This is a genomic window from Acidaminococcus sp., assembly GCF_050873445.1.
Lineage (GTDB): Bacteria > Bacillota > Negativicutes > Acidaminococcales > Acidaminococcaceae > Acidaminococcus.
The window spans coordinates 1-11,906 of the sequence record NZ_JBNMIU010000061.1; the positions used below are offsets into that span (position 1 = coordinate 1).

The window sequence follows — 11,906 nt, forward strand, 5'->3', positions numbered from 1 at the left end:
CACTCAGAAAAAAATGCTGGTAAAATTCCCTGCTTGGGAGTATTATAATACACAGTTAGGTTTTTCATGTCAGTTAAATTCTAACACGAAAAAGGACTTTCGGTTCGCAAGAATCGAAAGTCCTTTCTCGTTTTCATGGGGCCATTATTTCACAGCCCCTTTTTGACAGGTATTTTCGTTAGTTGAATTTCAGGACAGCGCCCTGGGCTGCGGAGGATACCAGATAGGAATACCGGGCCAGGTAGCCTTTCTGCACTTTGGGAGGCGGGCATACCCATTTTTCTCTCCGTTTGGCCAGTTCTTCGTCGCTGACCCGTACGTTCAGGGTCCGGTTGGGGATATCGATATCGATGATATCGCCTTCCTCCACCAGGGCAATATTGCCGCCTTCCCGGGCTTCCGGGGAGATATGACCGATGCAGGCGCCCTGGGTGGCACCTGAGAAACGGCCATCGGTCAGCAGGGCAACGGATTTGCCCAGGCCCATGCCGGTAATCACGGCGGTGGGGTTCAGCATTTCCCGCATGCCCGGGCCGCCTTTGGGGCCTTCATAGCGGATGACTACCACATCACCCGGTTTGATTTGCTTGCCCACAATGGCTTCGATGGCTTCATCTTCCGAGTTGAATACCCGGGCAGGACCAGAGTGTTTCAGCATTTCAGGAGCTACAGCGCTTTCCTTGACCACGGAGCAGTCTTTGGCCAGGTTGCCCTTCAGCACAGCGATACCACCGGTCTTGCGGACAGGGTCTTCGTAGGTGTGGATGACTTCCGGACGGAGGATCTTGGCACCCTTGATGTTTTCGCCCACGGTCTTGCCGGTAACAGTCAGGCAGTCTTTTTCAATGAGACCGTGTTTGGCCAGTTCATGCATCACGGCACGGATCCCGCCGGCTTCCTGAACATCGATCATGTGGAAGGTGCCGCCGGGGCTCAGCTTGGTCAGGTACGGGGTCTTCTTGCTGATTTCATCGAACAGTTCCAGCGGCAGATCCACACCGGCTTCGTGGGCAATGGCCGGCAGATGCAGTGCGGTATTGGTGGAACCGCCCATGGCCATATCCACGGTGATGGCGTTGTGGAAAGCCTTGGCGGTCATGATGTCTTTGGGGCAGATGTTCTTTTTCAGCATTTCCATGACCTGTTTGCCGGCTTCCTTGGCCAGGGCGATCCGGGCACCCTGATAAGCGGCAGGAATGGTGCCGTTACCGGGCAGGCCCATGCCCAGCACTTCCGTCAGGGAGTTCATGGTATTGGCAGTGAACAGACCGGCGCAGGATCCGCAGCCCGGGCAGGCACAGTGTTCGATTTCGGACAGTTCCTTTTTGGTGATCTTACCTGCTTCAAAACGGCCGGCTGCTTCAAATACAGTGCTGACGCTGATGTCCTTGCCCTGGTACCGGCCGGGGAGCATGGGCCCGCCGCTGACTACCACGGTGGGGATATTCAGCCGGGCTGCTGCCATGAGCATCCCGGGTACGATCTTGTCGCAGTTGGGGATCAATACCAGGGCATCAAAGGCGTGGCCGTTGGCCACGGCTTCGATGCTGTCAGCCACCAGTTCACGGCTGGCCAGGGGATATTTCATGCCGTCGTGCCCCATGGCGATGCCGTCGCAGATGCCGATGGCAGGGAATTCAATGGGAGTACCGCCGTGTTCCAGGACACCGTATTTGACGGCCTTGGCAATTCGATCCAGATCCATGTGGCCGGGAATGATTTCATTCTGGGCATTGCAAATCCCGATCAGGGGCTTCTTCAATTCTTCTTCCGTATACCCCATTGCATAAAACAGGGAACGATGGGCCGCGCGTGTTGAACCTTTTTTCACAGTCGTACTTCTCATGCTAATCCTCTTTTCTTATTTTGAACCATTTTGCAGTTCTTTAAGGTTGTAACGCCTAATTTAGCACGGATTGTAATACCTGTCAACCAAAAAGGGGATTAGTTATTTTTACCGGGGACAGTTGTACAAGGTTTAACAAAAAGTGTGGTCTGTCCCGTATAAATGACAAATCCGGGTTTGGCACCGCTGGGCTTTTTCACCAGCCGTTTTTCTGTGTAATCCACAGGCACCCGGTCGGCTTCCTTTCCTTTACTGAACCCGGCGGCCAGCCGGGCAGCAGTGAGGATATCTTCCTCCCGGGCCTGGGGCAGGGTGGTCTTCAGGATCACATGGGAACCGGGCATGTTCTTGGCGTGGAACCACAGGTCGCCGCCCCGGCCCAGTTTGAAGGTGACTTCATCATTCTGCCGGTTGTTCTTGCCGATGTACAGGAAGGTCTCCGGGGTAAGCTGTACCTTCATGGGGGTGCTGCGACTCTGACTGGGCTGTTTTTTCCGGGGGGCCGGCAGCAGCCCCAGGGCAATGATCTCCTGCTTGATCTCGGCGATTTCGCCTTTGGTGGAGGCAGTACCCAGGGACACTTCAAGGCTCTGGAGGTATTCCAGCAGTTCCTCTGCTTCTTTCTGCTGCTGCTGGATCTCGCCCACGGCCCGTTTGAATTTGTTGTACCGTTTATAGTAGGCCTGGGCGTTCTCCATGGGGGTCAGCTCCGGGGCCAGGGCAATGGATATGGGCTTGTTATCGTAGATACTGTTCAGCGTGCAGGTCGTCCGGCCTTTCTTCAGGGACCAGCCGTAGGTCATCAGGGTGTCGGCAATTATTTTCTGGGCATCGGCATTCTCGGCTTTGGCCAGGTCCTGGGCCAGGAACTTCAGCTTCTTTTCCGTTTTGGTTTCCTGGGCGGCCACCAGTTTGGTGAGCACATCCTTATCGGGAATCTGCACCGGCACCAGAGAAGCGCTGTAGGCCATGGCGTCCAGCAGAGAGGGGAAGGTCTGCTGCTTCCAGTCGGGATGGACATGGGGCATATAGGGGATCAGGTTTTTCATCCGGTTCCTGGGGTCGATCTGGGCAATGACCGTGGGGTCTTCGTTTTCCAGCCGTTTGGTGATTTCCGCCTGCAGTCCGGCCAGGGCTGTTTCCAGGCTCTGGGCGGAAGGCAGGTCCAGAAGATTCACCGGTCCTGTGATTTTGCTGCGCAGGGCCACTTCCTGGGCCGTGGCCTTGCCGATGCCCACTGTGGCGGTGATGAGTGCCCGGACCAGGTCTACGGCTCCCTGGGCTACGACGGCCTGCCGGATGGCGTTGGGGCTTTCTCGCAGGAAATCCAGCCCTTCCTGGGCCGGGGGACAGGTGTAGGGAAGATTGGGCAGGATCTGGCGTACCCGGCTCTGGGCCTTTGTCACATGGCGCAGGGCATCCAGGATGATGCCGTTTTCATCCGTGAAGATGATGTTGCTGTTCTTGCCGGTAAGTTCCAGAATCAGTTTTTTGGTGATGATCTTCCGTTCGGCACCAATCAGGTCCACATCCAGGATCAGCACCCGGTCCAGGCCGTACTGGCGCACGCCTGCAATGCGCCCTTCCTCCAGGTGCTTGCGCAGCAGCATGCAGAATGCCGGAGGCAGATCAGGCCGTTCGGGCAGGATCCTGGGCAGGGTGATCAGGGGGGAATCTCCGCTCATGTCGATGAGCAGGTTCCGGGTCTGGTTCAGGATATTGATCTGCAGCAGCAGGGATGCCCGGCTGGGCATGAAAATCTTGAAAATCCTGCCGCCGCCCAGAGCCTGGGACAGTTCCCGGGTGAGCAGCTGCAGGGTGATTCCTTCTAAATTCATGGTTTCCTCCAAAATTTGCACGGTTTCGTTAAATTCGTTATAATATATAAGATTAGTATACCCATCAATGAACGTTCGGTCAAACTGTAAAGGAGAGGATACAATGAAGAAATTGGGTTTCGTGGCAGCTCTTTGTCTGCTGTGCTCCCAGCCTGCTTTTGCTATGGTTCCCCTGACCCCCAATGCGGTGCAGTCCGCCCAGGCGTACGGGGTGGAACGGAAAGGGGCATCGCTCAGCGAAGTACTGGCCCCCTGGACGGTTTATGACCGGAAACAGATGAATCCCTACGGCCTGCGGGAACGTGTAGTGGTCTACACTCCGTATCTGACTGCTGCGGTGGATGCACGCAGCACCGCCAACAATGGGAATACGCCAACTGTGGACCAGGGCATGAAGGTGGCCAAACAGTATGATGGGGTGCTGGCCCTGGGTGTGAACCTGAGTACTACGGTGAAATTGGATGCCCAGAAGCTGAAAGTGAAGCTGTACCAGGGGCAGAACGTGCTGACACCTTATTATGTGAATCTGAACTCTGCCAGCCAGCGGGATATGCAAGTGCTGAACAAGGACAGCGGCGAGCTGGAAGACGCCAATGTGTGGGATCTGGAGTACTATGTATATTTCGACCTGTCCAAAGTGAACTCCGCAAAGCCCATGGTGATGAACGCTTATGACGAATATGGCGGCACCCGGCAATTCGTGCTGAACCTGTCCAATATGAACTGAGGAGGCTGCCGTGGTACAGAGTATGACCGGCTATGGCCGTGGCGGAGCGGTGGAGAAGGACTTTTCCTTCAGCATCGAGATCAAGACGGTGAATCATCGGTACACAGAGCTGAACCTGCGGATGCCCCGGTTCCTGAACCCGGTGGAAGACCGGATCCGGAAGCTGCTGCTGGCGAAGATCCAGCGGGGTCATGTGGACGTGTTCATCAACGCCGCTTACACGGGTACGGAAGGCCGTAAGGTTACGATTGACAAAGGCCTGGCAAAGGCTTATCATGATAGTTTGAAAGAACTTACGTCCCTGCTCCGGGTTCCGGCGGAACCTGGCAAGCAGGAACTGTTTTTCATTGCCGGATGTCCGGAGGTCCTGGCACCGGCCGAGGCGGAAATCGACCTGGACGCTCTGTGGCCTGCCATGGAGCGTGCGGTGACGGAAGCACTGGATCACCTGGTGACCATGCGCCGCACCGAAGGGGAAAACATCTCCCGGGACGTGGCTGCGCGGATCGGACGGATTGAGAGCCAGCTGGCCATTCTGGAACAGCGGGCTCCGGAAACGGTGAAGGCATACCGGGCCCGGCTGACTCAGCAGCTGAAGGAACTGCTGGCGGAAGCGGGTACCGGGCCTCTGGATGAGAGCCGGATTATCCAGGAGACTGCCATCTACGCCGACCGGGTGAATGTGACGGAAGAAATGGTACGGCTCCACAGTCATCTGGACCAGTTCGGACGGCTGCTGAGAGAGGAAAAGCCCGTGGGGCGGCGGATGGACTTCCTGGTACAGGAAATGAACCGGGAAGCCAATACCATCGCTTCCAAGGCGGGGGATGCCCAGATGATCCAGACCATCGTAGACATGAAAAGCGAAATCGAAAAAGTGCGTGAGCAGATCCAAAATATTCAATAAGACTAGGAGAGAATTTATGGACATCAAATTGATCAACATCGGCTTTGGGAACATCGTATCCGCCCAGCGGGTCATCACCATTATCGGCCCGGAGAGCGCTCCCATCAAACGGATCATCCAGGACGGGAGAGACAAGGGTGTTGTCATTGATGCCACCTATGGCAGGCGTACGCGGGCTGTCCTGATCATGGACAGCGGCCACATCGTGCTGTCGGCGCTGCAGCCGGAGACCATTGCCAACCGGTTCAACCAGGATGCTCCGGAGGATGTAGCAGAAGAGAAGGAGGAAGAGAATGAATAGACCGGAAGGGATTCTGCTGGTACTCAGCGGCCCCAGTGGTGCGGGGAAGGGCACCATCTGTGCAAGACTGCGGGAAAAACGGGATCATATGGCATACTCTGTTTCCTGCACGACCCGTCAGCCCCGGAAAGGGGAAGTGGATGGGGTGAACTACTTCTTCAAAACCCGGGATGAGTTCGAGGATATGATCCGCAACGGGGGTCTGCTGGAACACGCTTCTGTGTATGGCAACTACTACGGTACGCCTAAGCAGTATGTGATGGACAAGCTGGCCGAGGGGCTGGATGTGATCCTGGAAATCGACCCCCAGGGTGCTCTGCAGGTGAAGAAAAGTTTCCCGGACGGGGTCTTCGTATTCATCGTGCCTCCTTCTCTGGATGAACTGTCCAAACGGATCTACAATCGGGGCACCGATGCTGTGGACGTGATCAAACGGCGGCTGAGTGCTGCTACCAGCGAACTGGCCTATGCCTCCAAATATGATTACATCGTAGTGAATGATAAAGTGGAAAAGGCCACGGACAAAGTAAGCAAAATCATCGATGTGGAACACCTGCGGGTGGGCCGCACCTATTATATCGTTGACGAAATCTGCCATCATGGCACCTGTGCCTGCGACGAACCGCAGGAGAAGTAAAGGAGAGTACGAACTATGTCTATGATTGATCCTTCTATCGATTATCTGGCCGACAAGGTAGGCAGCAAGTATGCCCTGGTGATCATGGCCTCCAAACGGGCCCGTCAGCTGGTGAATGGGGCTCCTGCCCTGGTGAAATGCGATTCCAACAAGCCGGTTTCCATCGCCCTGAAGGAAATCGCTGAAGGGCTGGTGACCATCGCTACGCCGGAAGAAGTCAAGGAAATGGAAAAGAGCAAGCAGAAATAACCAAAGGAGCAGACCAGTGCTGGAAGGGAAAAAAATTGCAGTAGGGGTAACCGGCGGCATTGCAGCCTATAAAGTAGTAACCCTGGTGAGCCGGCTGGTACAGGCCGGGGCCCAGGTGCGGGTCATCATGACCGATGCGGCTGCCCATCTGGTTTCGCCGCTGCTGTTTAAGGAAATCAGCGGCAATCCCGTTGCCACGAGCCTGTGGGCCGGCAATGCGGAATTCAACGTGGAACACGTGGCTATCGGCCGCTGGTGCGATGTGATGGTAGTGGCCCCGGCCACGGCCGACATCATCGGCAAGATGGCGAATGGCATTGCGGACGATCTGTTATCCACTACCCTGATGGCCTGTGGCAAGCCCAAGATCATCTGCCCGGCCATGAACACCAATATGCTGGAGAATCCGGCCACAGTGCGGAACCTGGAGACTCTGCGCAGGGACGGGATTACGATTATGCCCAGTGCGGCCGGTCATCTGGCCTGCGGGGTGAATGGCTCCGGACGGCTGCCTGAACCGGAGGATATCAAAGCCTTTATCGATGCCTTTCTGGCCCGCCGGGAAGGCGATCTGCGGGGACTGCGGATCCTGGTGACGGCCGGGGGGACCCGGGAAGCCATTGATCCGGTGCGCTTTATCGGCAATCGGTCCAGTGGCAAGATGGGCTATGCCATCGCCCGGGATGCGGCCCGGCGGGGTGCGGAAGTGACTCTGGTTTCCGGACCTACAGCCCTGCGTCCACCCCGGAACGTGGCCTTTACCAGCGTGGAGACCACCCAGGAGATGCTGGATGCTGTGCTGGGGGTGTACTCCAACGTGGATGTGGTCATCATGGCTGCAGCCGTGGCCGATTATAAGCCCCACCACAGGGCGGAGCAGAAAATCAAGAAAAATGATGATACACTGGAACTTTCCCTGGACAAGAACCCGGATATCCTGAAGCTGCTGGGCGAACAGAAAGCCGGCCAGCTGCTGGTGGGCTTTGCGGCCGAGACCCAGAACCTGCTGGAGAATGCGGCAGCCAAGGTAAAGAAGAAGAACCTGGATATGATCGTGGCCAATGATGTGACCATGAAGGGTGCTGGCTTCAGCACCGATACCAACGTGGTGAAACTGCTGTTCCCTGACGGCACCATCCGGAGCTTGGATCTGATGACCAAAGAAGAAGTGGGGAACCATGTCCTGGATATCGTAAAGGAAAAGACGAACTGCCACGGATAATACATAACTTGCAACATCTGTAACAGTTATTTGACTTATAAAAAATATTTTTCTTTTTCCTTGACAACTTCGAGGAACAAGGGTAGTATAAAAACATACTTTTTAAAGCAAGCAATCAAAACTTCACATCCCCAGAGAAATCTGATGATGGGAAAGAGTACTTTTTGAAGAGACCATGCAGAGAGCCGGTGGTTGGTGCGAACCGGCTGGAACCCAAAAAGGAAAATCCTCCCGGAAGAGAAGCGCTGAAGCAGGTCATTAAGCGCGTACGGCTGATCCCCGTTACAGGAAACGCGTATGTTGGTACGTTGTGAGTGTCCATGGGCAGCAATGTCTGTGGGAAACAGGGTGGTATCGCGGAATATTCAAATCCGTCCCTTTTTTGAGGGACGGATTTTTTGGTTGCCAAAAGAAAGAGGGGTCTTATTTCATGAGTTTGAAAAAGTTTTGTGCAATGATCGGCAAGTATTTCGGGGTAATCGCTCTGGTATTCCTGGGCATCGGCCTGACGCAGCCCCATGCCTTCTCCTGGGTGCTGGGCAAAGCCTGCGGCGTTTCCATTTTGAGTTTCATGCTGGGCATCATCATGTTCGGCATGGGCATGACCACCAGCCTGCATGATTTCGCTCTGGTGCTGAAGCAGCCCAAGAACATCTTCTTCGGTGTCTGTGCCCAGTATTTCGTGATGCCGTTCCTGGCCTTCTGCCTGTCCAAGGCCTTCCATCTGGATCCGGCACTGACTGTAGGCGTGGTCCTGGTAGGCACCTGCCCCGGCGGCACCAGCTCCAATGTAATCACCTTTATGAGCCACGGGGACGTTCCCTTCTCTGTGACCATGACCAGCTGCTCCACGGTGCTGTCTCCCATCATGACCCCGCTGTTGACCTACCTGATCATCGGCAAGCAGATTTCCTTTGACCCGGTCGGCATGTTCATCTCCATCCTGCAAATCGTATTCGTACCCATCGCTGTTGGCCTGGCTGTGAAGAACTTCTTCCCCAAATTCGCCAGAGAAGCGATCGATTATCTGCCCGCTGTTTCTTCTATGGTGATCTCCTTCCTGATTGCCGGGATCATCGGTGCCAGCCGTAACGCCATCCTGAACAGCGCCGGCGTCATCCTGCTGGTTGTGATTCTGCACAACGTGCTGGGGTATGCACTGGGCTTTGCCATCGGCAAGGCAACCGGTATGAGCTGGAGACAGATGGTGGCCCTGTCCATCGAAGTAGGGATGCAGAACTCCGGACTGGCAACGGGGCTGGCCAAAGCCCATTTCGCTTCCATGCCCATGGCTGGTGTTCCCGGTGCCATCTTCAGTGCCTGGCACAACATCTCCGGTGCTGTGGTAGCTTACCTTTACAGCAACTATCTGAATGAACGGTTCGATTCTGAATACGAAGAAGAAGGAGAACCGGAAGCGGTTCCTGTAAGAGCCAAATAAATCCATAAAAAAACTGCCGCGCAGCTGCGGCAGTTTTTTTTTATGGATTTTTAGCCGATGGTTTCTTTCGGAACCATATCTTCGGCTTTCAGCGTTCCTTCTTTGGCCCGTCTGGCATATTCGGCAGTGGCGGTGAAAAGGACGTCACTGCTGCTGTTCAGGGCCGTTTCGCAGGCATCTTCGATGATGCTGATGATGAAGCCTACGCCTACTACCTGCATGGCGATATCGTTGCTGATCCCGAAGGAGGCACAGGCCACGGGGATCAGCAGCAGGGAACCGCCGGCTACACCGGAAGCCCCGCAGGCACCCACCGTCGCCACGATGCACAAAAGCAGCGCCGTAGGCAGATCAACAGATACACCCAGAGTATGGGCAGCTGCCAGAGCCAGCACCGAAATGGTGATGGAGGCGCCTGCCATGTTGATGGTGGCTCCCAGGGGAATGGAGATGGTGTATGTATCCGGGTTCAGCCCCAGCCGTTTGCACAGGTCCAGGTTCACCGGGATATTGGCGGCGGAGCTGCGGGTGAAGAATGCATAGATGCCGCTTTCCCTGATTGTGGCCCAGACCAGAGGGTAGGGGTTTTTGTGTACATTCAGGTACACGATGAGAGGGTTCATGACCAGAGCCACCAGGAAGTAGGAGCTCAGCAGCACCCCCAGCAGGCTGAAATAGGAAACCAGGGCGGCAATGCCGCTGGCGCTGATGCTCTGGGTCACCAGGCCCATGATGCCCAGGGGTGCCAGGTGGATGACCCAGGTGACCACTTTCGTGATGCCTTTGCTGAAATCTTCCAGCATTTGCTTCGTTTCATTCCCGGCACAGGTATGCAGTGCCATGCCGATGATCACGGCCCAGGCCAGGATACCGATGTAATTGGCGGTGAGCAGAGCATGCACCGGGCTGTCCACGATGTTCATGATCAGGTTGTGGACCACTTCGGCAATGCCGCTGGGCGGATTCACTTTGCTGTTGCCCAGCTGCAGCACCAGGTTTTGGGGGAACAGGAAGGACAGGGTCACACCTACGATGGAAGCGGCGAAGGTACCGATGACATACAGGGTGATGATGGGCTTCATGTTGGTGTCACCGCCCTCTTTGCGCTGTACCATGGCGTTCATTACCAGGATGAACACCAGGAGCGGTGCCACCCCTTTCAGGGCTTTGACGAACAGGTCCCCGAAGATGCTGACGATGGGTACGATACCCGGAACAAATACGGCAATCAGGATGCCGATGATAAGGCCTACGGCAATCTGGTGGATCAGCGGGACCTTACCGAGACGATGGATGAGTGCGTTCATGAATTTCTACTCCCTTTCTAGTATTTAGAAAATTGCAGCAATCAGCCGTTTCCCAGTATATATAATTCTCATGGAAAATACAAGTGTTTTTTCAGTATGGACTTTTTAGGGAGGCCTTGAAGAAACCGGCCATTCATAGTATAGTTATATTTATATGTAAGAAAGTTGGCGTGCAGCCAGTATGGAATAAAGGAGAGATACAGCTATGACGAAAATCATTCTGACCGGGGACCGGCCCACGGGGCACCTCCATGTAGGCCATTATGTAGGGAGCCTGAAGGAACGGGTGCTGCTGCAGAACAGCGGCAAATTCGATGAAGTGTACTTCATGATTGCCGATGCCCAGGCTCTGACGGATAATGCAGAAAACCCGGAAAAGGTACGGCAGAATGTGCTGCAGGTGGCCCTGGACTACCTGGCCGTAGGCATCGACCCGGAAAAGGCCACCATCTTCATCCAGAGTCTGATCCCGGAACTGTTCGAATTGACTACCTATTATATGGACTTGGTGACTGTGGCCCGGGTGCAGCGGAATCCCACCGTGAAGGCCGAAATCCAGCAGAAGAATTTCGAAGCCAGCATTCCCCTTGGTTTCTTCTGCTACCCGGTGAGTCAGGCAGCCGATATCACCGCTTTCCATGCCACCCACGTGCCGGCTGGAGAAGACCAGGAACCCATGCTGGAACAGTGCCGGGAAATCGTGCACAAGTTCAACAGCGTGTACGGCGGAACCCTGACGGAACCGGAAATCGTGCTGCCTTCCAATAAAGCCTGTCTGCGGCTGCCAGGCCTGGACGGCAAGGCCAAGATGAGCAAATCCCTGGGCAACTGCATCTACCTGAGCGATGATGCGGCCACCATCAAGAAGAAGGTCATGAGCATGTATACCGATCCCACCCACATCCAGGTCAGCGATCCGGGCCATGTGGAAGGGAACACCGTATTCACCTATCTGGATGCCTTCAGTACGCCGGAACATTTTGCGGAATTCCTGCCGGACTATGCCAACCTGGATGAATTGAAAGCCCATTACCGGAAGGGCGGCCTGGGCGATATGAAAATCAAGAAGTTCCTGAACAATGTGCTGCAGACCGTGCTGGGTCCCATCCGGGAACGCCGGGAATACTGGGAAGCCCGCAAGCCGGAAGTGGTGGATATTTTGAAGCAGGGTACTGCCCGTGCTGAAGCAAAGGCCGCAGAAACTCTTGGCGAAGTGCGCCATGCGATGCGGATCGATTATTTCGAGGATGATAACTTATTGAAATAACAGGGTTATGAGCCTTCTGCCGATGGTGAAAATCGCCATCGGCAATTTTTTTGTCGGGTTTGAAAACCCCACGCTATGCGTGGGGTTCTGGAAAGCTTTTAGCTATACCAAAAAATCCTCCTTTGGTAAAATGAAGATGGCTACCAACCACTTCATTTTGAAAG

General features: G+C 55.0%; 11 protein-coding genes and 1 other annotated feature. Of the genes, 8 read left to right on the forward strand and 3 right to left on the reverse strand.

The features are described 5' to 3' along the window. Window positions 1-178: 178 nt before the first annotated feature. On the reverse strand, window positions 179-1,846 hold the full coding sequence (gene ilvD / locus ACR0QW_RS09635) for a dihydroxy-acid dehydratase (protein ID WP_432643451.1): 1,668 nt from the start codon (window positions 1,844-1,846) through the stop codon (window positions 179-181). A gap of 98 nt (window positions 1,847-1,944) precedes the next feature. Beyond that, window positions 1,945-3,684, reverse strand: a complete 1,740-nt coding sequence (locus tag ACR0QW_RS09640) for an Rqc2 family fibronectin-binding protein (protein WP_432643452.1) — start codon at window positions 3,682-3,684, stop codon at window positions 1,945-1,947. 103 nt (window positions 3,685-3,787) lie between these two features. On the opposite strand from ACR0QW_RS09640, the gene ACR0QW_RS09645 reads away from it, so the two are divergent. The 7 genes from ACR0QW_RS09645 to ACR0QW_RS09675 all read left to right on the forward strand — a co-directional run bounded on the left by ACR0QW_RS09645 (window position 3,788) and on the right by ACR0QW_RS09675 (window position 9,168). Beyond that, the gene (locus ACR0QW_RS09645) at window positions 3,788-4,411 is read left to right on the forward strand and encodes a hypothetical protein (RefSeq protein WP_432643453.1); all 624 of its coding nucleotides are present in this window, start codon (window positions 3,788-3,790) and stop codon (window positions 4,409-4,411) included. A 10-nt stretch (window positions 4,412-4,421) separates the two neighbouring features. Beyond that, entirely contained in the window at window positions 4,422-5,318 is an 897-nt protein-coding gene (locus tag ACR0QW_RS09650; RefSeq protein ID WP_432643454.1) for a YicC/YloC family endoribonuclease, read from the forward strand. Window positions 5,319-5,334: 16 nt separating this feature from the next. Next, window positions 5,335-5,619 carry an extracellular matrix/biofilm regulator RemA gene (gene remA / locus ACR0QW_RS09655; RefSeq protein ID WP_432643455.1) on the forward strand — a complete coding sequence of 95 codons (285 nt, stop codon included), beginning with the start codon at window positions 5,335-5,337 and terminating at the stop codon, window positions 5,617-5,619. Next, on the forward strand, window positions 5,612-6,256 hold the full coding sequence (gene gmk / locus ACR0QW_RS09660; protein ID WP_432643456.1) for a guanylate kinase: 645 nt from the start codon (window positions 5,612-5,614) through the stop codon (window positions 6,254-6,256). Before remA ends, gmk begins: the two co-directional genes overlap by 8 nt. A 15-nt stretch (window positions 6,257-6,271) precedes the next feature. Continuing rightward, on the forward strand, window positions 6,272-6,505 hold the full coding sequence (rpoZ, locus tag ACR0QW_RS09665) for a DNA-directed RNA polymerase subunit omega (RefSeq protein ID WP_432643457.1): 234 nt from the start codon (window positions 6,272-6,274) through the stop codon (window positions 6,503-6,505). A 16-nt stretch (window positions 6,506-6,521) separates the two neighbouring features. Further along, window positions 6,522-7,727 carry a bifunctional phosphopantothenoylcysteine decarboxylase/phosphopantothenate--cysteine ligase CoaBC gene (coaBC, locus tag ACR0QW_RS09670; protein WP_432643458.1) on the forward strand — a complete coding sequence of 402 codons (1,206 nt, stop codon included), beginning with the start codon at window positions 6,522-6,524 and terminating at the stop codon, window positions 7,725-7,727. Between the two features lie 135 nt (window positions 7,728-7,862). Then, window positions 7,863-8,109, forward strand: a binding site (T-box leader). A gap of 54 nt (window positions 8,110-8,163) precedes the next feature. Continuing rightward, a complete protein-coding gene (locus tag ACR0QW_RS09675) occupies window positions 8,164-9,168 on the forward strand; it encodes a bile acid:sodium symporter family protein (protein ID WP_432643461.1) in 1,005 nt (334 codons plus the stop codon). A gap of 50 nt (window positions 9,169-9,218) precedes the next feature. Here ACR0QW_RS09675 and sstT read toward each other — a convergent pair whose 3' ends face one another. After that, window positions 9,219-10,475: a serine/threonine transporter SstT gene (gene sstT / locus ACR0QW_RS09680; protein WP_432643459.1), complete on the reverse strand. Its 1,257-nt coding sequence runs from the start codon at window positions 10,473-10,475 to the stop codon at window positions 9,219-9,221. A gap of 205 nt (window positions 10,476-10,680) precedes the next feature. Here sstT and trpS point away from each other — a divergent pair, with 205 nt between their 5' ends. After that, entirely contained in the window at window positions 10,681-11,742 is a 1,062-nt protein-coding gene (trpS, locus tag ACR0QW_RS09685) for a tryptophan--tRNA ligase (RefSeq protein WP_432643460.1), read from the forward strand. Window positions 11,743-11,906: the final 164 nt, after the last annotated feature.

Excerpts from the sequence above, each read along its gene's own strand:
- trpS (WP_432643460.1), top strand. The coding sequence starts at position 10,681 with ATGACGAAAATCATTCTGACCGGGGACCGGCCCACGGGGCACCTCCAT.
- ilvD (WP_432643451.1), bottom strand. The coding sequence starts at position 1,846 with ATGAGAAGTACGACTGTGAAAAAAGGTTCAACACGCGCGGCCCATCGT.
- sstT (WP_432643459.1), bottom strand. The coding sequence starts at position 10,475 with ATGAACGCACTCATCCATCGTCTCGGTAAGGTCCCGCTGATCCACCAG.
- ACR0QW_RS09645 (WP_432643453.1), top strand. The coding sequence starts at position 3,788 with ATGAAGAAATTGGGTTTCGTGGCAGCTCTTTGTCTGCTGTGCTCCCAG.
- gmk (WP_432643456.1), top strand. The coding sequence starts at position 5,612 with ATGAATAGACCGGAAGGGATTCTGCTGGTACTCAGCGGCCCCAGTGGT.
- ACR0QW_RS09640 (WP_432643452.1), bottom strand. The coding sequence starts at position 3,684 with ATGAATTTAGAAGGAATCACCCTGCAGCTGCTCACCCGGGAACTGTCC.
- remA (WP_432643455.1), top strand. The coding sequence starts at position 5,335 with ATGGACATCAAATTGATCAACATCGGCTTTGGGAACATCGTATCCGCC.
- rpoZ (WP_432643457.1), top strand. The coding sequence starts at position 6,272 with ATGTCTATGATTGATCCTTCTATCGATTATCTGGCCGACAAGGTAGGC.